Here is a 22245-nt window from a genome sequence, read left to right as displayed (position 1 = left end):
CGTTTCCCTGCATTCTGCATTATCCACGGCCGTTAAATGTCAACAATCTGTCAGTGATCCAGCGCAGATACGGAAATTTCGATTAAAGCCTGACAGAACGATCCCGGCCCGGTGGCCGGGATCTCAATTTACTTCAACAAGTTAAGTAGTTCACCCATGATATGGGTCGCATCTTGCTTGTAACCAGATTCCCACTGTTTTTTCCAGTCCGAAGGATACCCTTCGGTTTCCCATTGAGATAAAGCAAGTGCGTTAATGATTTCTAACTCGAACCATATTTGTTCGTAAACTTCTTTATCCTTATTATTTTCAAACAATTCCTCTAGTTGGGAGAGATCTTCCGCATAGCTGACAAACCTTGCGAAACTAGCTATGTCGCCTAGCGAATTCAGTGCATATTCACAGATGATATCTTTCTTATTTGTTTCCATATTTAACCGTCACCACCCTTCCAGTTTCATTTGTTACCACTGATATTTTACTCTCAGGATCAAAATGTACTGTCGTGCCACCTCGACTAGGCGTTGATTGTCCATTTTTAATCGTATTTTCGACAACAGAAGGCGTAACCCCTCGATCCTGCATTCGGTCTAAAGCATGACCAGAATATTCCCTGTTACTGATCGTTGCTGGCTGGTTTCTGACTGGTTGATAAGACGGATTACTCGGCTGATTCATGGGATTACGTTTACTTCCCATAGGAAGCGTCGTATAAACTTCATCACTGGCTTTATTTATCAGCTTAGACGCTGTTTCAACATCCCCGGCCTTCAGCGCCTTTTCCGCTGCCTTGATCGTCTTTCCTGCGGCATCTCCCGCACCCGGTATCAACCCGATCGCTGCAGCAAGATAATCCAGCGCCGTTTCAGCCTCGTGGAAGCCTTTGATATCACCGACTACTGGCACAAAATCCAGCCCCAAACTTGCCGCCTCATTCACTGCCTGGCGACACGCTTGCGGGTCTTGCTTACAAATGGCTTCTCTGGCGGCCTGGTATTTCGCTATCGTACCCGGTTTTTCTTTCTCCGCTGCTGCCAGAACATGCGCCAGCGAATTATTCTCAGCCGCATTCTTCCCTGCCTGCCCCCCGGCCACCGCCGAACCCGTACTGTCTCCAGCAAGCCCTCCAGCCATCCCGGCCGATATCGTCGCCAGCGCACTGACCGTCTGCTTCTGATCTTCGCTCAGCGTCGACAAATCTTTGACGTCAGGGTACAGCATACCCGCTATCGCCTTCGCCGCAAGTTCACCGGTCGCTGCTCCGGCCGCACCCGCTGCCGCGCTATTCCCCTGCAGCGCCGCAACCGCGCCGCCCAGGATGGCATGCGCCACCGCCGCAGCCTCATCGCTCAGCCCGGAACCATGTCCGATATAGTTTGCCAGCTCCGGCGCCGAGGCCCCCGCCAGCGCCGCCGTCAGGTCGCTGCCCGCCAGCCCCTGAAGCGCGGCCGTCGCCGCCTGGATACCCCGCTGCAGGTCGCTGCCCGAGCCGTATTTCGCCGTCGTGGTCTTATACGCACCGGTCGCGCGAAGGGCATTCTGAAATGCGGCTTTAGCCTCGTCGCTGGCATCCGCCCCCGGCTCGGTTATCCCTTTATCTGCAAGCTCTTTTCTGCCTGCATTCAGCCCGTTTATCTCCCCCTGCGTGTTCGCAATATCCACCGCCTGCGAGCCTATCTCACCAATCAATTGCACTTCCTGCAGGCGCTGCTGCTCCTTCTCCTTGTCAAATATCGGGCTGATGCTGCCGTTCGCATGTTCCGCATCGCGGCTCAGGCCAGCCACATCCTGCTTCTGGTTCTCCTTATCGCGGATGATGAGCGTCCCCTCGCTTACCGCCGCCTGCGTCGTACCTTCCGCATGGCCACTGTTACCGCCTCCGGCCAACAGAGCGTTCGCCATGTTCCCGGCAAACTGCTCGCCGATGCTGCCGCCCGAACTGATGCCTGCGCCCTGGTGCTCCGTCTTAAAGTCCGCCTGGTTATGGATATCGCTGAAGCCCAGCGTCCCCGTTTCGAGGCGATTTTTATCCGCCGTCGCCGTGGAGGCAATCACCCCGCCGTCGAGCTGCGTATGGTTGCCTACCGTCACATCAAAACCGCCGCTGCCTGCAAACAGCCCGCTCTGCTCCTGCACCGAGTCAAAGTCGCTGGTCATTTTGTCGCGGCTGACATTGATGCTGCCGGATGCCGTGCCTGCACCAAAGGTGTACCCCACGCCGCCGCTGACGCTGTTCTGCTTGCTGTTGTAGTGGTCGCTGTCCTGGGTGCTGGCAATGGTCAGATCGCGCCCGATATCTGCCACCACGGCTTCGCCGCTCACCTGCGCACCGGCAATCGTCGCGTCGCGCCCGCTGTTAATGGTCACGCGGTTACCCGCATCCACCGTGGTCTCGTTCTGCCAGACGCCGTTACCCTTCTCGTGCCCCTTGCTGCTGTTGGCGTTCGCCGAGATGCTGATGCCCGCCCCACCGGAGCCGACACCCACCCCGACCCCCAGGCTGCCACCGCTGCTGCTGTTTTTACCCGTTGTCTGCTGCGTATCCTGCGAGGCTATCAGGTTGACGTCCCGCGCTGCATCAAGCCGTACGTCCTTCCCGGCCTTAATCTGGCTGCCCGCCACGGTGATGTCGCTTCCGGTAGCCTTTATCGTGACGTTATTGCCCGCGCTCAGGGTGCTGCCTGTCGTCGTCTCGCTCTCCATATGCGATGAGGATTTGGACGACTGTGATCCAATCGACGCGCTGACGCCGATGGTGTTGTTATTGCGTTTGTCAGAGTCGCCCTTCGCCTGGTCCAGCGCCACGGCCTGACCGGCCTGTACGCCGGACAGCGCCGCTTGCGTACCCTGCAGTGCCGCCAGACGTGAGTCGCTGCTCTGCTTCGCGCTCTGTGCCGTGGTGACCGCATTATTCACCGCGCTCCCCGCCGCCCCGGACAGCGCTACCGTCAGCCCGCTACTCTTCTGCTCAAATTTCTCATCGCGGGTGCGTTTGTCATGCCCCGGCTCAATCACCACGCTGTCACCGGTCAGGCTGATATCCTTCTGTGCGATGATATCCGCCCCGCCGATATGCGCCTGTTTGCCTGCCGAAATGCTGACGCTGCCGCCCGTCGAGCCGACGGTGCTGAAGTTCTCGCTCTGGGTGGTGCCCTGCTCTCGAAGGTCGTGGGTGGACTTGCTGCTGCCGATGGTGAAGCCGATGCCGCCCGTGCCCATCAGGCCGGACTTTTTGGTCTCCTTAAAGCGCCATGACGTGTCGGTGTTGGTGGCCGCCACGATGTCCACGTTGTTGCCTGCGGACAGCGCCACGTCGCCGTCTCCGGCGACCGCCGAGCCTGACACCCGCAGGTTGTTGCCCGCCGACACCGTCACGTTGTCGCCGCTCAGCAGCGATCCCTTCTCCCGCGTCGCGCTGTCTTCCTCGATGGTGTGGGTGGTCTTTTTGCTGAGGAACCCTTTTTTGGTCTTCGTCTGCTCCTGGAAGTGGTAATCGCTTTCCGTTGCCGTCGTCAGGTTCACGTCGCGGCCTGCCGCCACGCCGATATCGCCCTGCGCCGTCACGCCAGCCGCCTGCGCGGACACGTCACGCCCTGCAAGGATCGTGGTGTTGCCGCCGCTGGCAATCTCCGTTCCCTGCTGGCGTACGGATTCGTCGATAACGGTTTTTTTCTTCTCACGGCGGCTCGCGCTCTGCGAGCTGGCTTCCGCCAGCAGGTTCACGTCCCGGCCGGCCTGAATCCCCACATCGCCTTCCGCCGCCATCGCCGCCGCCCGGGCATTCACGTCGTTGCCCGCCTGCAACGTCAGGTCATCGCCAGCGCTCAGGGCGCTGCCCTGATGCGTAACGGACGCCGTCTCCGTTGTCGCGCGGTTGCGCCCGGCTCGTCCCTCGCTCGTCGCAATCTCGTTGGCGGTGATGTTGATATCATTCCCCGCCGCCATGGCCAGGCTGCCGCCCGCCGACACGTTTGCGCCGGTCACGTTGATATCCTGTCCGGCGCGCATCGTCAGCCCGTCGGTGGCGGTGATGGAGGCCGTCTTGCCGACATCGGTGCCACTGAAACGCACATTGCCCGCATCGACGTTCCACTGCTGCGCGCGGGTGATGTTGTTAATGCTGCCCGCGACGCTCTCCAGCCCTACCGTTTTGCCGCTGATGGTGGATCCGATGTTATTGATATCCCCCAGCGCGCTCAGGTTCAGCCCGCCGCCTGCGCTCAGCAGTCCGGCGTTGAGGTTGCTCAGGCTGTTGCTGCTGTCAATGGACAGGCCATTCTGCGCCACGATCGTACTGCCGCTGTTGATGACGTTGCCGCCCGCCAGCTGGACGTTATTGCCGCTGATGACGCTGCCGCTGTGAACGGTGACATCCTTCGGCGACAGGTAGACTTTCGGGATCATCACCGTCTGGCCGTTGATGGTTGCCGCTTCCCACCACAGCAGGCTGTGGTCAAGCGCGGCAACCTGGGCCGCCGTGAGCGCCACGCCAAATTTCAGCCCCAGCGTTTTCTGTTGCTCTGCGGCGCTGTCCATCAGGTAGCGCATCTGATCGAGATCGGAGCCGATGCCGTTGATATAGCGGCTGCCGGTCTGGTTCAGAATCGCGTTGCTGACGTAGCGGGTATCAAACACCGCGTCGCCGAGGAAGCGGTAGTCGCGATCCGGGTTCAGGCCGAGCCTGTCGAGGAAATAGGCCGAGCCGAGGAACTGGTTCCGATCGGTGTACGCTCTGTTGGTTTCACGCGGTGCATCGCCGGGCTTGATGCCGAGCAGGCCATACAGTCCGTCAAACAGGCTGTCGTCCATATTGCCGAGGTCATCAAGCTTCGGGTTTACCGTAATCAGATACGGGCTGTCGGGATCGGTGGACGGCACGAAATAGCCGCTATTGCCGGACGGTAGCGGGTAGTTACCGCTGCTGCCGTTTTGATCGGAAAGTGATGAACCGCCGGAGATGTCTTTCAGGGCGTCAGTGATATTGCCCAGCAGCTCAGGGAGACGAATGTCCGTACTGCCAGCTTGTGCCAGTGATTCACTGCTAAGGCCTTTACCAATAGCTTCAGGCGAGAATGAATTCAGCGTTGGGGCATCAATCGTATTACTGAACTCACCCGCATTTGCGGTGACGTTAGTATTGCTGATATCACTCGTAAAGCTTGCACTGACGCTACCACCAGCACTGATAACTGACCGGTATACACCGCCATCGGCCACAAATTCTGTCGTGCGTTCACCGAGAATGTAAGGCACCCAGCCATACCAGCCGTAGTCCTCATCAAACCAGCCCCAACTTCCATCTGCATATTGCGTCAGAGGTTTCCATTTACTGTCATTGCAGTCCCGGTAAAACCACTCACAACGGTATTCAGCCTGAATGTACGTAACGCGGCGTCCACCTTCAGCAGAAAGGTTATTCAGTGTTTCCCCCGCAAGCACGGCATTACGCCCAGCAAGAATATGACTGGCACGGTTGTCCAGCGTGCCTGCATTAATCGTAATATCACGCCCGGCAGCCATTCGGGCGGAACTGCCGGTGGCCGATACGGACACAACAGATTCACTCAGCAGGAATTGCCGAATATCTTCCCCTGTGAGGCGATAATCCACTCTGTCACCACACTGCCCGCTACCATTTGCGCCACTTCCGGCGCAATGCTCATACCAGTCATACACAACCTGACCGCCATCGTTTTTCCAGTCTTCAAGAAGGAGAACAAAATCCGAACGTCTGCCGTTGAGGTCATAACTAAAGTAGTGTTCATCTGCGGCAGGAATGGCATCCGGGTATTCCCGTTCAGACTGGCTGACAGTCAGGCCATCGGCTTCATTGATTAAATGGCCGGTATTAACGGTGATATCACCGCGTGTGGTCTCAATCGTACCGGAGCGGTTAATAACTTCAGCGTTTGCCTCCCCGACAGCATTCTTCTGCATCCAGAGGCTGTTATCCGCAAGAATATCGCCGTATATGTTGTGGATACGTGCAGCAAACAGAGAGAGATTATTGCCCGCATAAATCAGCGCCGTGTTCAGCAGCGTACCGGCGGCAGTCATCGTCAGACTGCCCGCCGTGCCGGTGAAGCCGTTAACGGTGATATTTTCACGTGAGGTAAACTGCACATCTCCGCCCGCCTGAAGCGAGCCGGACGCGTTGAGCAACAGGCTCTGCGCGCTGAAGGTACTGCTGCCGTTTCCGGCGGTGAGCGTACCGCTGTTCGTGAACGCGCCGCCCGCACTGAGGGCAATAGCATTGCCCTGCATTACGCCGCTGTTCGTCATGGCATTCTGCGATGAGACAGACAGCGTTTTACCTGCTGCCAGGGTGCCGGTGTTAGCGAACGCGTTAATCAGTTTCAGCGTGGCGTCGCCCAGGGAAACCACAGCACCACTGCCGCTGTAATTACGCACGTCCAGCAGCAAATTATCCCCGCTGTAGAGCTTACCGCTTCCGGTATTATCAAGGGCGTCACCGTTTACCGTAAGCGAAGTGGCGCCAAATACCGTTCCGCTGTTGGTAACGTTTTGGTAATTTGCCTGTAAACCCGCACCCTGAAGCGTGCCGCTGTTATCAAGCGTGCTGCCGCGCAGTTCGGCGTTTCCGGTTGCAAGGATATTTCCGCCATTCACCGCATTCACCACATCCAGCAGCAGCCTCACTGCCTGAACCAGCCCGCTGCTGCCGTTCGTAAGCTCCGGCGCGGTCAGCGTGAGGCTGCCGCCAGAAAGTACCTTACCGTCGTTCTGCACGCGGGTGGTGGCTTTCACCGCGGACTCCCCGCCGCCCTGTATCGTCCCCTGATTATTCAGCGTGGCAGCCGACACCTTCAGCGCCTTCTCACTCAGCAGCACGCCGCCGGCGGTATTGCTCAGCGTCCCGGCGGCGTTCAGGGTCAGGCCTTCCCCCTGAAGCCGCCCGCTGTTGATAAGTTGCCCGGCCGTAACGGCGGTCGCTTTCCCCTGGATTTGCCCGGCGTTGGTCGTACTGCCCGCATCAAGCGTCAGCGCGCCTGCGCTCAGCAGTTTTCCACCGGCCAGATTGTTCAGATCCTGTTTCATGGCGACAGACAGCGCATCGACACCGGTAATTTCGCCGCCGTTGGTCAGCGAACCGGCCGTCAGCGTGAGGTGCTTCGCAATCCACTGTCCGCTGTTTGCCAGCGTCAGCGCTGAGAGCGCCAGTTCGCCATTGGAGGTAATTTTGCTCCCGACCGTGCCGGTAAGGGTGCCGCTGATGTGCGCATCCAGTAAATCTGCCGCCTGGATCGCACCGCCGTTCGTAAGCGTCTGCGCATCAATAAATACCCGTTTCCCCTGCCATTGCCCCGCGTTGCGCAGATCGCCGCCGGTCACGGACACGTCGCCCGCTGACAGCAACGATCCCGACGCGTCATTGACCAGCGACAGCAGCGGCGCCGCCATCTCCAGGCGGGCTGCCAGCGTCAGGGCGGCAATCCCGGTAATCGTTCCGCTATTCGCGATGCTGTCCTGATGAGCGGATACCCGATTTCCCTGAACCGTACCGCTGTTGCGCAGCGTATTCCCCGCGAGCGAGAGATCGCCCGCCGACAGCAGGCTGCCGTTATTCACGGTATTGACGGCATTCAGCGTGGTGGCGCCCTGGCTCATCAGATCGCCGGTATTGCTGAGCGTTCCGCTGGCCGAGACGTCAAGCGAGCCGGTGGCGAGTGTACTTCCGCTGTTATTCCAGTCGCGACCACGGAGGCTGATGTTCTCTCCCTGCAGCTGGCCTGCGGTGGTGAGCGTGGTGCCTGAAAGGCTGAGATCCCCGGCCGCGAGCGTGCGGGAGCCTGCCAGTAAATCCATCTCTTCGGCAGTCAGGGACAGGCCGCTATCGCCCTGTAACAGACCGGCACTTTCGAGGCGCCCGGCATTCACGGCCAGCGTGCTGCCCACGATGCTGCCCGCGCTGGACACAGACCGCGCGGTGATGCGGTTTGCCCCCTGAGCCAGCAGCAGACCACCCGCGGCGTTATTCAGCGCGTCGTAGTCAACGAGGAGTGAAGCGCCGCTCAGCTCGCCGCTGTTGGTCAGGGCTGCACCGGACAGGGAAAGCGCGGCGTCGCTGGTGATAATGCCGGCGTTTTTCAGTTCTGGGAGCGAAAGCGACAGCGCCGCCGGGCTGTACAGCACCCCGCTGCTGCGGTTATCCAGCAGGCGGGTGACCAGTGAAAGCGTTTTTTCGGCGTGGATCAGACCGCCGTTAATGACGTCAGCGCCGTCGATTGTAAGGGAGGAGGCCGTCAGGGTTCCGCTGTTGCTAAGATGTCCGACGTCAGCCTTAAGCCCTGACGCCGACGATTTCCCCGCGTGGCTGAGGCTGCCAGTAGCCCTGAGGACGAGGTTATCTTTCGCGGCCTGAGTCCCCTCAAGCTGCGCGCGCTGTACGTCCACGCTGACGTTCCTGCCCTGCGTCTGCGCGGTGGCGGCGGTTTTCAGGCTGTCACCCAGCACGGTTACGGTGCCGCCAGCGCTGGTTTCACCGGCAAGCGCGGTATCGGTATTGTTCAGCGTCAGATCCCCATCGCTGTGGGTAACCGACCGTTCGCTGGCGGTGAATGTTCCTGCTGAGGCGCTGAGCCCCCGGGCGCCGGAGAGCGTGCCGCGGTTGACGATCTGCGCCGCCTTCAGCGTAAGCGCGTCGTCGCTGAGAAGGTTGCCGCCGTTGTCCAGCTTACCGCTCGCGGTCACGGTAGTTTTGCCCTTCGCGCCGGTGTCCCCGGAAAGGGTGATATTGCGGGCCGTAATGTCCAGCGTGGAGGCGCTGCTCAGCGTGCCGGTACTGGCGATATCGGTGCCTGAAACCGTCAGGCCGTTACCCTGAACGGTGCCGGTATTGCTGAACGTGCCGGTGTTAATCCGGTTATCCGCAACGGCTGCAAGCGTGCCGTGGTTGGCGAGGCTGCCCGCGCTGACGGCGAGGGATCGTCCGGCGGCATTGCTGCCGTTCAGCTGGCTATGGCCGGACGTGGTAAGCGTGATATTTCCGCTGGCGCTGGTTGTGCTGCTGATCTCTTGCGTCAGCGTTTTACCGCTGAGCGCAATCTCTGAGGCACTGAGATTTCCGCGCTGCACCAGCTCGCCGCCCTTAACCGACAGCCGCTGGCCTGCGGCGGCAGAGCCGTTAAGCACCGCGTTTTCAGCACTGTTCACGGCAAGGTGACGGCCGGCGCCCGCCTGAGCATCTGCGCTCTGGGTAAGGTTTTTTGCCGCAAGCGTCGCGTCGCCTGCCGCCATGAACGACCCGCCGTTCTGCGCCAGCGTGCCGCTGGTGGTTAACTGGAGGTTTTTATCGGCGGCAAGACGGGCCTGAGCGAGCGTCACGGCCTGCTGGCCGGAAACATTGATGTCGCCACCCGCTTTATGGTCGCCGCTTAACGTCACCTCCGACGCGGTAACCGTGGTGCTGCCGCTGGCAAGGGTGTTTTTAAGCACCACTTTTCCGGCGCTGCTGAGCGCAATATCGCCCTGACGCGCGTTCAGGTTGCCAAGGTTAACGCCCAGCCCCTTTTCGCTTGAGACAAGACGAATGCGGTTGGCGTACATACCGCCCAGCGCACCGGTGTCTACGGCGACCCTTGGCGCTTCACCTTCACCTTTCAGCCCGCTCACGCTGCCATCCGCCGCCACGCGGTTTGCCCCGGCGATAACCGTTAACGCTTTCGCATGCAGCCGGGCATTAATCTCGGTGGCGCGAGAAATGATTGATACCGCATCGCTCTGGCTGCCGTCCAGCCCGGCACCCTCGATGGTGACGGCGCCTTTGGTCACGTCAAGCGATTGCAGCTTACCGCCGGCATCGAGCACCGGTTTACCCGTGGTGAGCGTTACATTCGGCGTGTTGATAAACCCGCAGCCGTTACAGGTAATGCCGTAGGGGTTCGCCACAATGACGTTGGCCGCCTTGCCCGCCACTTCGGTATAGCCCTGCAAATTCGAGCGGTTAGTCCCGGTGACTTCGTTGATGATGCCTTTGGCTTCCTGCCCGACTTTCAGGTTGGGGTTATTCTGAATGATTCCGCCAAGCTGGGTCTGGTTGAGCTGCCCGGTGGCGTTATTGAGGATCAGCCCCTCTTTCCCGACGTTGTAATCGTTGTACTTGTTATGGGAAATACCGGACTGATTCGGCGTGGCAATATTCACCACCGGCACGCCGTTGGCCGCCCTGTCCATCTGCGTATTGCCGGACGGGGTGATGGTTGCGGCCATCGCGGGCAGCAGCGGCTGCGTCGCCAGCAGCACGCTCAGTAACGCGCTCAGCGCGCGCTGCGAAAAACGAACCTGATCCTGTTTCATCATCCCTGTCCCTTAGAAAGCCACTGATACGCGGTAATAGATCGTGAGGCGATCCGGTGCCAGCCAGTCCGGATAATCCACGGGGGTACCCACGCTAAACTGGCTGGTAAACCATCGGTTAGCCGTGGTGATGCCCAGCGCGGTCCCCCAAAGGGTGCCGGAGGCATAGCGGTCAAAACCGTCCTTCTTCAGCCAGCCGCCGTCGAGCGCGGCCAGCACGCCAACGTCGCCCACCCACGGCAGCGTAAAGAGCGAATAATTAAGCTCGTTTCGCCAGTAGCCGCCGTTATCGCCGGAAATATACTGCTCCTTAAAGCCGCGCACGGAGGCTTCGCCGCCCAGCGTCAGCCGCTCGCTGCCGTACAGCCGGTCCGGCGACCACTGGAAGTAGACGCTGGTCAGCCACCACAGCCTGTCCGCCACGGGGCGCTGGAAGCTGCCGTTCACGCTCCATTTACGAAATTCGGCTTTCGGGACATCGCCATGCTTGTCGTTATCGTCTTCTGCGCCAAACCACGGTACCCCCTGAGTGAAGGTCGGGTTCAGGGTCGCCACGCCCGAGGCGATTTTTTGCGTGTGGTTAAGACCCAGTGAGAAGCTGGAGAGCTTGCGGCTGCTGGTGGCCAGCAGAACATCGTCGAGGTAGTTATGGTTGATGCGGTGCGTGATGCCCGCCGACACGCCGGTTTTGATATCGCCATTGCGGAACAGCACCCAGGAGCCGTTCAGCCGGTGGGTTTCGGTATCCCCCGTCGAACGCCAGAGATAGCCGTTATTATCGATTTTGCTGAGGTAGTTGCTCCAGCTGTAGCTGTAGTCCAGCAGCCCGTAGCCGTAGGGCACGCTGATACCGGCTGCAAAATTTTGCGCATCGTGGCTGTTCGAAAAATCACTGCTGCGCCCGCCGCTGACAAACCACTTATCCGCCAGACCCAGCAGGTTATTGCCGTACAGCGCGCCGCTGAGCTGACCGGTACCGGTGCTCTTTTGCCCGCTGTTATCGAAGCTGGCCGATCCGCTTAGCGGGAACTCTGGCGAAGCCGTCAAATTGACGACAGAGTAGCCCTGCCTGTCGCCGGGCAAAATTTCAATTTCAACCGGCCTCTGGCGCACCCGGTTGAGCTGCTCCATGCCCTGCTCGATATCGCGCAGGTTGAGGATCTTGCCTTCAAGGCCGGGGAAGGTCATCGTCAGGGTGCGCGCCGGAACGCCTTCAAGGCGTATTTGCTGGAGCTTTCCTTCCAGAACCGCAAGCCGGAGAACGCCGCCGGAGAGATCCTGCTCCGTCAGAAACGCGCGGCTGGTGATATAGCCCCGGCTGATGTACCAGTCCGACACGGCGTTAGTCAGGGTATTAAGGCGGGCAATATCAAGGCACTGATTCAGCCACGGCGCGACAAGCCGCTTTTTAGCAGAAGGCGAAAGCAGGGTTGCGCCAGACAGCTCAATGCGGCTGATGAAGAAGCACGGCCCCTTTGACGCAGAGGTATCGTCTGGCCTGACGGGACGCGGTAATACCACGCTGCGCTCCAGCGCTTCGCGCTGACGCTGGTTCTCGTCCAGCAGCTGCTGCTGTTGCTGCTGAATGGTATTGCGGTCGGCCGGTGACAGCAGGGCGGCGAGTGCGATGCCTGGCGCCAGCAGCAGGATGGCAGCCAGCAGGGTGCGTGCTGATGTTTTCCCTAACACTATTTACTCTCCGCTCAAAGTCCGGTTTCAAACTTGACTGTTAAAAAACGAGCAACTTATTTCAAAAAGTAAATAGTGTAAATATCAATAAAGAGAATAAGGATATTTCTGGCGCATTTTCAGAATTTTGCAGGGTTAAATCTGGGGCACTATTAAAGAAATCCCCCGTCGCGCCGATCATCATCCATGTGTATTATTTCCCGTAGCGTTTACAACAATTAACCTTATCTCAACTACTTAAGCGCCATAGCGAAAGGCATCATGAGCACACCGATTAAACGGCTAGAAATCATTAAAAATGCCATTGAGCTGGAAGATGACGACATCATCCTTAGCCAGCTGAAACGCCTTAAAGACGAAGCGTTTGACGAAGATCTGCTGGCCATCGTCGTGGCGCTTGAGCAAAAAAATTACACCGCGGCCCTGCGCGCCATCACCGACTGGCTGCAACGCCAGCGCGCCGTGACGCAGTGGCGCGACCCGCAGCTGGCGGCCAGCAAGCTGGAACTCAAAGCCCTGGAAGAGCGCCTGCGCGATCTGATTGACCGGCGTAACGCCCGGGTGCAGCAGCTTGATGAGTTTAACGACCTCTATTTCTCCCGCCTCGGGCCGCTGATGCAGCAGATCCTCGCCCTGCGCAAAACGCTCGCGGAGCTGAACCTGCGGCGTCAGCAGGCGGAGGCGCGTCGCAGGGCAGAAGATTACCGCCGCTGCCAGCGCTACATGGCGCAGGCCGTGGAGGTACTGTCGACGCTCACCCAGCGCTGGCGCGAGCTACCGGCGGATTCCGTTCAGGCGGCGGAGGCACGCAAGCAGCTTCAGCAGCAAAATCATCTGATTGCCACCCTGCTGGCCGAAGCGCTGGAGCTGGAGAGCGGCTTAACGCGCGAGGAAGAGCCGGCGCGTCAGGCGCGCGACGAGGCCAGCGACGAGTATGAGAAGTATCGCGAGCAGCACCACGATGCCGAAGTGCGGCTGCGCAAAGGCAAAAATCTTTCAGAAGAAGATCGGAGCGAGCTTAAGCGCCTGTGGCGCCAGGCGAGCAAGCTTTGCCACCCGGACCTGGTTGCGGACGATTTAAAAGAAGAAGCCAACGCGATGATGGTCCAGCTCAACCAGGCCAAACAGCGCGGCGACGTCAAAGCCATTCGCTCGCTGGTCGCCCGTCTGCAGCAGGGCTTTGAGCCGCTGATGGCGAGCGACAGGCTGAACGACCTGGAGCGCATCCGCAAAAAGATGACGCAGGTGCGTGAGCAAATCGACACCTTAGTGAACGAGCTGGCCGAGCTTGAGAAGGAGGAATCCTGGCTGCTGGTTTCGTCGCTCAGCAATATGGAAGCCTATTTTGCCCAGCAGGAGAAAGCGCTGCACGACGTCCGCGCCTCGCTCGAACTTCAGGTGAGCGAAGCGCGGCTGGATCCCGCAGCCTGATTATTTGGCGTGCCAGTACGCGCTGGCACGCACCAGCTGCGGATCAATCGCGTTGGTTTCAAACTGGCTGCTCAGGCGTTTTACCACCTTTCCTTCCCCGGTCAGCCAGATAAAGTAGTCCTCTTCCGGCACGGTCAGCGCGGCCAGATGCTCCGCCACCGCCTGCTCGTCGTGGCCGATCGCCCAGGTGATGTTGAACCCGCTCAGGTGTGCCAGATAGTCCCTGAATGACGCATCGCCCACGGTAACGACGGCGTGGATCTCCGGGCGCACCGGCAGCTTTGCGATGCCTTCCAGGCGGCGACGCAGCGCGGGCATGCCGGACTCGTCGCACACGTACAGTTGCCAGGCATAATCTTCCGGTACCACCAGCGATCCGCGCGGACCGCCGATGGTCAGCTTATCGCCAGGCTTCGCCTCCAGCGCCCAGCGGCTGGCGATACCGCCATCATGAATGAAGAAATCGAGCGCCAGCTCGTGATTTTCAGCATCGTACAGCGGCGTATAGTCGCGGGCCTGCGGGCGCACTCCGTCGCCCCAGTCGATGCCTTCATCCGTAACGACAGGCGGCACGAAGGCCGTGCCCGGTGCCGGGAAAAAGACTTTGGTATGGTCGTCGAAGCCGCGAGAGCTAAAGCCCTCCAGCGCCTCGCCGCCTAAAACAATGCGCTGGAACCCTGCGCCGATTCGTTCAGCGCGGAGCACGTTCAGCTCGCGAAAGCGCAGGTCGTTGCGCACGCGTTGAGGGTAACGGGTAGATGCCATGTTGATGCCCTTCTCAGGTGAATACGATATATCTAAATCAGCTTTTAATGATAATGATTGCTATTCACCCAGAAAGCAAGATCTTTTAGATTGCATCTGAATATATCTAAGATATAGTTTAGATATATCAAATTGAGGAAAAAGCATGCGACACGAGCACGAAGGGGGCGGACGTCGGCCACGATTTTTTGGTCATGGCGATTTGCGGCTGGTCATTCTGGATATTCTGACGCACGGCGCGAGCCACGGCTACGAGCTGATTAAGGCGATCGAGAACCTGACGCAGGGCCATTACACGCCAAGCCCTGGCGTGATCTACCCGACGCTGGACTATTTACAGGATCAGGCGCTTATCACCATTACCGAAGAAGAGGGTGGCCGGAAGCGGATCGCGATTAACGCCGCCGGGCAGCAGTGGCTGGATGAAAACCGGGAACAGCTGGCGCAGATCCAGGCGCGAATCAAGGCCCGCTCGGTGGGTTTCCAGCTGCGCAAAAACCCGCAGATGAAGCGGGCGCTGGATAACTTCAAAGCGGTACTGGATCTGAAGGTAAACCAGGGAGAGCTCAGCGACGCGCAGCTTAAGCAGATAATCGGCGTGATTGACCGCGCGGCGCTGGAGATCTCCCAGCTGGATTAAGCCGGCGCGTGCTCGCTCACGCGGAAGACGCGTACCAGCTCCTTCAGGTGCATCGCCTGCTCGTTCAGCGATGCCGCCGCCGCAACGGACTCCTCCACCAGCGCCGAGTTCTGCTGAGTGGTGGAGTCTATCAGGCCAATCGCGCTGTTGATCTGCGAGATGCCTTCCGTCTGTTCATGGCTGGCCTGGCGAATTTCGCGCAGAATAACGTCCATCTCCTCCACGTTGCCCACCATCCCGTTGATAAGCCCGCTGGCCTTCTCAACCAGGTTCATGCCGTCCTGCGTCTGGCTTGTCGAGCTTTCGATCAGCTGGCGGATTTCGCTCGCGGATGTCGCGCTTTTCTGCGCCAGCTGGCGCACTTCGCCCGCCACCACCGCAAAGCCACGGCCGTGTTCGCCCGCACGCGCCGCTTCCACCGCCGCGTTCAGCGCCAGAATATTGGTCTGGAAGGCAATGGCGTCGATCAGGTCGATAATGTCGGACATCCGGTTCGACGTTTCGTTTATCAGGCGCATTTTGCTGGTGACCTGCTTCATCATCTCGCCGTTGTTTTTCACCACCGCGGCAGCGTCTGCCGAAAGGGTGGTCGCTTCCCCGGTGTGCGACGCGGTGTTCTTCACCGTGGCGGTGATTTGCTCCATCGAGGCGGCCGTCTGTTCAACGGAACTGGCCTGCTCCTCCGTGCGCGCGGCCAGATCCTGGTTGCCGGCGACAATCTGCGCGGCGGCGCTGGAAATGTTTTCCGAGCCGGTCTGCACCTGCTGCACAATTTCCAGCAGGCGCGTTTTCATCTCCATCAGCGCCGCGAGCAGCAGGCCGGTTTCGTCTTTACCGTGCGAGGTAATGCTGCCCGTGAGATCGCCATCGGCAATGGCTTCCGCAAAATGCACCGCATCGTTCAGCGGGCGGGTAATGGATCGCACAATGAACCAGCCAATCAGGCTGGCCGCCGCGACGCTGAAAAGGGTAATCAGGATCAGCAGCAGGCGGTTGGTGTGGAAATCCGCTTCCACCTGCGCCCCCGCGCCCTGCATTTCACGGTCCTGGATTGCGATCAGCGCCTGCACTTTCGCTTTGTAGGACTGCTGCAGGCTCAGGGTGCTGGTCATCATCTCGTGAATTGCGCCCGCGCGATCGTTATTCTGCACGGCCTGTAAGATGCGGTAGCGCGAGTCCAGGTACTGCTGGCGTACGTTGTGAATTTCCTCCAGCACCTGTCGGGATTGCTTATCCGTAAGAGCGCCGTCAAGTTCGCTCAGGATCGCGGTGATGCGCTCGCTGATGGCCTTAAGGCGCTGCTGCGATTGCGCCGTATACGCCCCCTGCTCGTCCAGCAGCATGAGCTGTTGTGTACCTATAAATTCCTGGAAATTGTCGATTAGCTGGTTGGCTTTTACGGTGGTGGGATAGTCGCTCGAAATGATGGCCTGCATTCCGTTGTTTGCCCGATTCAGGCTCAGCAGAGACAAACTTGCGCTAACAACCATCAGGACAATAAATAACCCAAACGCCAGAAATAATTTCGTGCCGATCTTTACGTCATGTATAAACATATTTACTCCATCGATGTGATTATTTCTCAGACGATCGCTGTTATCGGTAAAGAACCACCTAACTTTATGACTTTGATCGTTTTTTTATTTTTACCAGCCGTAAAGCCTGGACGATGAAATAAAAAAAGAATGGAGATTTTTTTAGTTATTTAATATTTTCTTAACAACTCTGCTTTTCAGAAATGAAAAAAGCCGCGTATTCCCGGAGGAATAAACGGCTTTATCGACGGATAAATTGACTTAATGCAGCACGGTGACCGCATCTTCCAGGCGTCCGGCCCGGTGTTTCACCATCGCGGAGATATGGGCGCTCTCTTCGACCAGGTCTGCGTTTTTCTGGGTAATGCTGTCCAGCTCGGCCACGGCGCGGGTCAGCTCTGACAGCCCTGTAGCCTGCTCGGACGTAGAGTGGCTGATCTGCGCGATAAGCTTCGTGACGTTTTTCACCTGCTCGACGATATCGTCCATGGTGCGCCCCGCGGCGTGCACCTGATCGGCCCCCGACTGCACCTTGCTGGCGCTGGCGTCGATCAGCTTGCGGATATCGTTAGCCGCGTTTGCGCTGCGGCTGGCAAGATGACGCACCTCCCCGGCAACCACCGCAAAGCCTTTGCCCTGCTCGCCCGCGCGTGCCGCCTCAACCGCGGCGTTCAGCGCCAGAATATTGGTCTGGAAGGCGATGTCGTTGATAAGGGAGGTTATAGAGCCAATGCGCTGGGTGCTGTCGGCAATGTCATCCATGGTTTTCACCACGGTCTGCATCACGGTGCCGCCCTGCGTGGCCGCGCTGCTGGCGGCTACTGACAGCTTATCGACTTCGGCCGCGGTCTCAGAGTTACTCTGCACCGACGCCGCCATCTGGTTCATCGTTGCCACGGTCTGCTGCACGTTAGCCACGGTCTGACGCGTGCGGTCGTTGAGATCTTCATTGCCCTGCGCCAGCCTGTCGCTGCCGTCACGCACGCTCACTACCTGGCTGGACACGTCGTTGATCAGCCAGCGGCACATCAGCCCCAGCTGCCCGACGGCACGCAGCGTCAGGCCCAGCTCGTCGCTACGGTTAAGGTGCTGAACGCTGTTTTGCTCTCCGGTAGCGACCTTCAGCGCCTGTCGCGCCACGTTTTCCACCGGACGGACAATCTGTTGCTCAAACAGCACGGTGCCAAGCAGCATCACCACGGCAGCAGCCCCCAGCGAAGCCCAGCCCGCAGCGCTGGCAGCCAGGGTCCCGGCCATCACCGCAAAAAGCGCCGCCATTACGCTTCGCACGCGCCAGCGCAGCGGCATTGACGGCACCTTGCCGAGCCAGCCCCTGCGCACCACCAGCCCTTTATGAATGCGTTTTTTACAGCGCCCTTCGTTGAGCGCCTTATAAAGCGGCTCCACGGCCGCAATCTCGTCCTCCGTGGCGCGGGTACGAATCGACATGTAGCCCGTCATCTGGCCGTTACGCACCATCGGTACCGCATTCGCGCGGACCCAGTAATGATCGCCATTTTTACGCCGGTTTTTGACGATCCCGCTCCAGGGTTCGCCCTTTTGCAGCGTATACCACATGTCGGCAAAGGCCGCTTTGGGCATATCCGGGTGGCGCACGATGTTGTGCGGCTGCCCGAGCAGCTCCTGGAGCGTAAAGCCGCTCACCTGCACAAAGGTATCGTTGGTGTGGGTCATGTAGCTGTGGAGGTCGGTCGTCGACATAAGCGTGGTGTCGTCGTCCAGCGGGTATTCATTCTGGGTGACATAGTCAGGAGAGGACATAGTGAGCATCCCTTGCAGGTTATTTGAATGTTAATTTTGTGGCTTATGTTTTTTCGGCGATAAAAAATTTATCTTTAGTTGTTAAATATGATTGAGATCGCAAATCTCGGTTAAACCGCACTTTTCGTACGCTTTTCTAATTAATTGATTTAAAATACTTTCGCGTTGAAACTACTCCTAAAGCATGATCCCGTAGCGCACCCTTAAGTCGCATCCTCAGCCCCACGCCGGTGCAATTGACGAAACGCAGCCCCTGCCCCGTCTCCGGCTCGCTATCCCTTATCCCGTCCGGCGCGCAATGACATGATTAAATTTTGCGCAACATTAATTTAACCTGGCGTTTATCCCGATTTTTGTTAAGGCATCTGAGGTGGCGTAATCCCTGCAATACTTAACTCAGTATCATGTGATACGCGATCCCCGGGAGCATATTTTGAACAGGTTACCTTCCAGCGCCTCGGCTCTTGCCTGTACCGCGCACGCACTGAATCTCATTGAGAAGCAAACGCTCGATCATGAGGAGATGAAACAACTTAACCGAGAGGTCATTGATTACTTTAAGGAGCACGTCAATCCTGGTTTTCTTGAGTATCGCAAATCTGTTACCGCCGGCGGGGATTACGGAGCCGTAGAGTGGCAAGCGGGAAGTCTGAACACGCTTGTCGACACCCAGGGACAGGAATTTATCGATTGCCTGGGTGGTTTCGGTATTTTCAACGTGGGGCACCGTAATCCAGCAGTGGTTTCCGCCGTACAGAATCAACTTGCGAAACAACCTCTTCACAGCCAGGAGCTGCTCGACCCGCTTCGCGCCATGCTCGCGAAAACGCTGGCGGCGCTCACGCCCGGCAAGCTGAAATACAGCTTCTTCTGCAACAGCGGCACCGAGTCGGTTGAGGCCGCGCTCAAGCTCGCCAAAGCGTACCAGTCGCCGCGCGGGAAGTTCACCTTTATCGCCACCAGCGGCGCGTTCCACGGGAAATCCCTGGGCGCGCTGTCGGCGACCGCCAAATCCACCTTCCGCAAACCGTTTATGCCGCTGCTGCCGGGCTTCCGCCACGTGCCGTTTGGCGACATTAACGCCATGCGCACGGTGCTGAGCGAATGCCGTAAAACCGGCGACGACGTGGCGGCGGTGATCCTGGAGCCGATTCAGGGTGAAGGCGGCGTGATCCTGCCGCCGCAGGGCTATCTGCCCGCCGTGCGTCAGCTGTGCGACGAGTTCGGCGCGCTGCTGATCTTCGACGAAGTGCAGACCGGCATGGGGCGCACCGGCAGGATGTTCGCCTGCGAGCACGAGAACGTGCAGCCGGACATTCTGTGCCTGGCGAAAGCGCTGGGCGGCGGCGTGATGCCGATTGGCGCGACGGTTGCGACAGAAGAGGTGTTCTCGGTGCTGTTCGACAACCCCTTCCTGCATACCACCACCTTTGGCGGTAACCCGCTGGCCTGTGCGGCCGCGCTGGCGACCATCAACGTGCTGCTGGAGCAAAACCTGCCCGCGCAGGCGGAGCAGAAAGGCGACATGCTGCTGGACGGCTTCCGCCAGCTGGGCCGGGAGTACCCGGACCTGGTACAGGAGGCGCGCGGTAAGGGAATGCTGATGGCCATTGAGTTTGTTGATAACGAAATCGGCTACAGCTTCGCGAGCGAGATGTTCCGCCAGCGCGTGCTGGTGGCCGGCACGCTCAACAACTCAAAAACCATCCGCATTGAGCCGCCGCTAACGCTGACCGTTGAGCAGTGCGAGCAGGTGCTGAAGGCGGCACGTAAAGCGCTGGCGGCGCTGCGCGTGAGCGTGGAAGAGGCGTAAAAAACGCCGGGTGGCTAACGCTTACCCGGCGTACAAAATCAATACAACCGCCCGGTGAGCGCAGCGCCACCGGGCAAAGCGCTACGCCGGCAACAGCCCGATAAAGCTGCGTTTTTTGCGCGGCTCCGACATCAGGTCTTCAAGCTTATCCACGCAGGCCAGATAGTGCGGGGTTTGCTTATGCGCCAGCACCGCCTCTTCGTCCTTATAGGCTTCGTAGATAAAAAAACGGGTTTTCACCCTCGGATCCTGCAATACGTCAAAACGCAGGTTTCCCGGCTCCCGGATCGCCCCCTCGTGGTTGGCGCGAAACGCCTCGAGAAACTCGTCCACCCGTTCGGGCTTGATGTTGATCTCCACTAACGTCACGTTCATTTCGCTTCTCCCTGTTTCTCTTCCTGCCAGAACTGGAACGCCTCCCGGGCGTTCATGTTCTCGTGAACCACTTTCTTCACCGCCTTCAGCATGGCGAGCGGCGCGCTGGACTGGAAGATGTTGCGCCCCATGTCCACGCCGGATGCCCCCTGGTCAATCGCGCGCCAGCACATCTCCAGCGCCTCGTGCTCCGGCAGCTTTTTGCCGCCCGCGATAACAATCGGCACCGGACAGCTGGCGGTCACCTTTTCGAACCCCTCGTCCACGTAGTAGGTTTTGACGATCTGCGCCCCCATTTCGGCGGCGATGCGGCTGGCGAGCGAGAAATAGCGCGCGTCGCGCGCCATCTCCTTGCCCACGCCCGTCACCGCCAGCGTCGGCATACCGTAGCGCGCGCCCGCATCGACCAGCTTGATGATGTTGCCGATCGACTGATGCTCAAACTCGCTTCCGATGTAGACCTGCGCCGCGACCGCGCAGACGTTCAGGCGCAGCGCGTCCTCCATCGCCACAGCTACGCACTCGTTCGACAGCTCGCCCAGAATCGAGTTACCGCCGGAGGCGCGCAGCACCACCGGCTTATTGGCGGCGGCGGGTACCTGGCTCCTGAGGATGCCGCGGGTACACATCAGCACGTCGGTTTCGCCAAACAGCGGGGCGATAGAGAGATCGATACGCTCAAGCCCGGTGGTCGGCCCCTGAAAGTAGCCGTGGTCAAAGGCCAGCATTACCGTGCGGTTGCTTTGCGGGTTAAAGATGCGCGCCAGCCGGGACTGCATGCCCCAGTCCAGCGAGCCGCAGCCCTTCAGGGTGTACGGCGCGTTCACCTGCGGCGTGCCGATGCCAAAATCCTTGCCGTCTTTGATGTCGTCTAAATCAGCCATGTGCTCCCCCGTCAGAAATCGTATTTGCTGATGTTCTCTTTAGTGAACACCACCCGCTCCGGCAGCAGCACGATGCCGTTGCCCTTCGCCTCATACTGATAGCCCTGCACGCTGTTCGGCTCGACCTTCAGCGTGCCTATATCCTTGACCTCCACGCTGTCGCCGACGTTAAGATCGCCTTTTTTCAGCAGGCGATCGGCGACATTGACCGCAATTTTGCCCTGCTGCACCACGTCCCACAGGCCGAAGGCTTTCACCGTGCCGCGCTCGACGTACGGGCGCATCACGTTCGGCGTGCTGAAGCCAACGATCGCCACCCCTTCCCGCTTCAGGTTCTCCGCCGCCTGCGCGGCGGCTGGCAGCGCGTTGGCGTCCGGCGCGATGATGGCATCCAGATCCGGGTAGGCTTTTAAGATCCCCTCGGCGGTTTGCAGGGATTTTGTGGCGTCGTTATAGCCAAACTGCGTGGTGACGACCTGCCACTGGGGATGATCTTTTTCGATTTTGGCCTTCGCCTCCTTCACCCACTGGTTCTGGTCGGTAACGGTGGGGCTGGAGTAGAAAAAGGCCACTTTGGCATTCGGTTTGGTGACCTGCCTGCCCGCCATCTCCACCAGCAGGCCACCCAGCTGTTCCGGCGTGCCCTGGTTGATGTAAATGCTGCGGCACTCCGGTTTGGTGTCGGAATCCCAGGTCAGGACCTTGACGCCGCGCTGCATCGCGCGCTTCAGCGCCGGGCAGAGCCCGTCCGGCGACACGGCGGAGACGATAATGGCGTTATAGCCCTGGTTGACGAAGTTATTGATGAGCTGCACCTGGCCGGAGACGCTCGGCTCGGTCGGGCCGTCGTAGGTCACGTCCACGCCAAGATCTTTCCCCGCCTCTTTCGCGCCGTTGCCGCCGCTGGTAAAGAAGCCCACGCCCACCAGCTTCGGGATAAAGGCAATGCGGTCCGCCGCCTGCGCCGAGGCGAAGCTGAGGGCCATTGCCAGGACGAACAGTTTTGTTTTCATC

Annotated in this window: 12 protein-coding genes; 3 read left to right on the top strand and 9 right to left on the bottom strand. The window is 59.3% G+C overall.

The annotated features are described in order from the left end of the window. Window positions 1–128: 128 nt before the first annotated feature. Genes MOQ06_RS01950 through MOQ06_RS01940 form a run of 3 tightly spaced genes read right to left on the bottom strand, consistent with a single transcriptional unit; the run spans window position 129 to window position 12006 of the window. Window positions 129–431, bottom strand: a complete 303-nt coding sequence (locus MOQ06_RS01950) for a hypothetical protein (RefSeq protein WP_242170405.1) — start codon at window positions 429–431, stop codon at window positions 129–131. After that, a complete protein-coding gene (locus MOQ06_RS01945) occupies window positions 418–10320 on the bottom strand; it encodes a hemagglutinin repeat-containing protein (RefSeq protein ID WP_242170403.1) in 9903 nt (3300 codons plus the stop codon). The genes MOQ06_RS01950 and MOQ06_RS01945 overlap by 14 nt, the downstream gene beginning before the upstream one ends. Before the next feature lie 9 nt (window positions 10321–10329). Then, window positions 10330–12006: a ShlB/FhaC/HecB family hemolysin secretion/activation protein gene (locus MOQ06_RS01940; RefSeq protein WP_242170401.1), complete on the bottom strand. Its 1677-nt coding sequence runs from the start codon at window positions 12004–12006 to the stop codon at window positions 10330–10332. A gap of 261 nt (window positions 12007–12267) precedes the next feature. Between MOQ06_RS01940 and MOQ06_RS01935 the strand changes: the two genes are divergently transcribed. After that, complete coding sequence (locus tag MOQ06_RS01935) at window positions 12268–13437, top strand: DNA repair protein (protein WP_176609433.1); 1170 nt, start codon at window positions 12268–12270, stop codon at window positions 13435–13437. On the opposite strand, the gene MOQ06_RS01930 is transcribed toward MOQ06_RS01935, so the two are convergent. Then, window positions 13438–14202, bottom strand: a complete 765-nt coding sequence (locus MOQ06_RS01930; RefSeq protein ID WP_193355032.1) for a siderophore-interacting protein — start codon at window positions 14200–14202, stop codon at window positions 13438–13440. A gap of 145 nt (window positions 14203–14347) precedes the next feature. Between MOQ06_RS01930 and MOQ06_RS01925 the strand changes: the two genes are divergently transcribed. After that, window positions 14348–14842, top strand: coding sequence for a PadR family transcriptional regulator (locus MOQ06_RS01925; protein WP_148418396.1), 495 nt, complete (start codon window positions 14348–14350; stop codon window positions 14840–14842). Here MOQ06_RS01925 and MOQ06_RS01920 read toward each other — a convergent pair. Together MOQ06_RS01920 and MOQ06_RS01915 are read right to left on the bottom strand one after the other, a co-directional pair. Continuing rightward, a complete protein-coding gene (locus MOQ06_RS01920; RefSeq protein ID WP_242170398.1) occupies window positions 14839–16398 on the bottom strand; it encodes a methyl-accepting chemotaxis protein in 1560 nt (519 codons plus the stop codon). The two genes, MOQ06_RS01925 and MOQ06_RS01920, sit on opposite strands and share 4 nt — an antisense overlap. A 240-nt stretch (window positions 16399–16638) precedes the next feature. After that, complete coding sequence (locus tag MOQ06_RS01915) at window positions 16639–18159, bottom strand: PAS domain-containing methyl-accepting chemotaxis protein (RefSeq protein ID WP_242170393.1); 1521 nt, start codon at window positions 18157–18159, stop codon at window positions 16639–16641. A 433-nt stretch (window positions 18160–18592) separates the two neighbouring features. On the opposite strand from MOQ06_RS01915, the gene ygjG reads away from it, so the two are divergent. After that, entirely contained in the window at window positions 18593–19972 is a 1380-nt protein-coding gene (gene ygjG / locus MOQ06_RS01910) for a putrescine aminotransferase (protein ID WP_242170390.1), read from the top strand. Window positions 19973–20053: 81 nt separating this feature from the next. Here ygjG and lsrG read toward each other — a convergent pair whose 3' ends face one another. The 3 genes from lsrG to lsrB are packed head-to-tail and all read right to left on the bottom strand — an operon-like array spanning window position 20054 to window position 22244. Continuing rightward, window positions 20054–20347, bottom strand: coding sequence for a (4S)-4-hydroxy-5-phosphonooxypentane-2,3-dione isomerase (lsrG, locus tag MOQ06_RS01905; protein ID WP_193355036.1), 294 nt, complete (start codon window positions 20345–20347; stop codon window positions 20054–20056). Continuing rightward, complete coding sequence (lsrF, locus tag MOQ06_RS01900) at window positions 20344–21231, bottom strand: 3-hydroxy-5-phosphonooxypentane-2,4-dione thiolase (RefSeq protein WP_176609427.1); 888 nt, start codon at window positions 21229–21231, stop codon at window positions 20344–20346. The genes lsrG and lsrF overlap by 4 nt, the downstream gene beginning before the upstream one ends. Before the next feature lie 11 nt (window positions 21232–21242). After that, the gene (lsrB, locus tag MOQ06_RS01895) at window positions 21243–22244 is read right to left on the bottom strand and encodes an autoinducer 2 ABC transporter substrate-binding protein LsrB (protein WP_242170387.1); all 1002 of its coding nucleotides are present in this window, start codon (window positions 22242–22244) and stop codon (window positions 21243–21245) included. Window position 22245 lies beyond the last annotated feature (1 nt).

The sequence above is a fragment of the Enterobacter sp. I4 genome (genome assembly GCF_022669095.1).
Classification (GTDB): Bacteria; Pseudomonadota; Gammaproteobacteria; order Enterobacterales; family Enterobacteriaceae; genus Enterobacter; species Enterobacter pasteurii.
The sequence above is the reverse complement of the archived record's forward strand: the minus strand, read 5'-3'. Positions and strand labels throughout refer to the sequence as shown.

Excerpts from the sequence above, each read along its gene's own strand:
- MOQ06_RS01950 (WP_242170405.1), bottom strand. The coding sequence starts at position 431 with ATGGAAACAAATAAGAAAGATATCATCTGTGAATATGCACTGAATTCG.
- MOQ06_RS01945 (WP_242170403.1), bottom strand. The coding sequence starts at position 10,320 with ATGATGAAACAGGATCAGGTTCGTTTTTCGCAGCGCGCGCTGAGCGCG.
- MOQ06_RS01935 (WP_176609433.1), top strand. The coding sequence starts at position 12,268 with ATGAGCACACCGATTAAACGGCTAGAAATCATTAAAAATGCCATTGAG.
- MOQ06_RS01930 (WP_193355032.1), bottom strand. The coding sequence starts at position 14,202 with ATGGCATCTACCCGTTACCCTCAACGCGTGCGCAACGACCTGCGCTTT.
- MOQ06_RS01925 (WP_148418396.1), top strand. The coding sequence starts at position 14,348 with ATGCGACACGAGCACGAAGGGGGCGGACGTCGGCCACGATTTTTTGGT.
- MOQ06_RS01920 (WP_242170398.1), bottom strand. The coding sequence starts at position 16,398 with ATGTTTATACATGACGTAAAGATCGGCACGAAATTATTTCTGGCGTTT.
- MOQ06_RS01915 (WP_242170393.1), bottom strand. The coding sequence starts at position 18,159 with ATGTCCTCTCCTGACTATGTCACCCAGAATGAATACCCGCTGGACGAC.
- lsrG (WP_193355036.1), bottom strand. The coding sequence starts at position 20,347 with ATGAACGTGACGTTAGTGGAGATCAACATCAAGCCCGAACGGGTGGAC.
- lsrF (WP_176609427.1), bottom strand. The coding sequence starts at position 21,231 with ATGGCTGATTTAGACGACATCAAAGACGGCAAGGATTTTGGCATCGGC.
- lsrB (WP_242170387.1), bottom strand. The coding sequence starts at position 22,244 with ATGAAAACAAAACTGTTCGTCCTGGCAATGGCCCTCAGCTTCGCCTCG.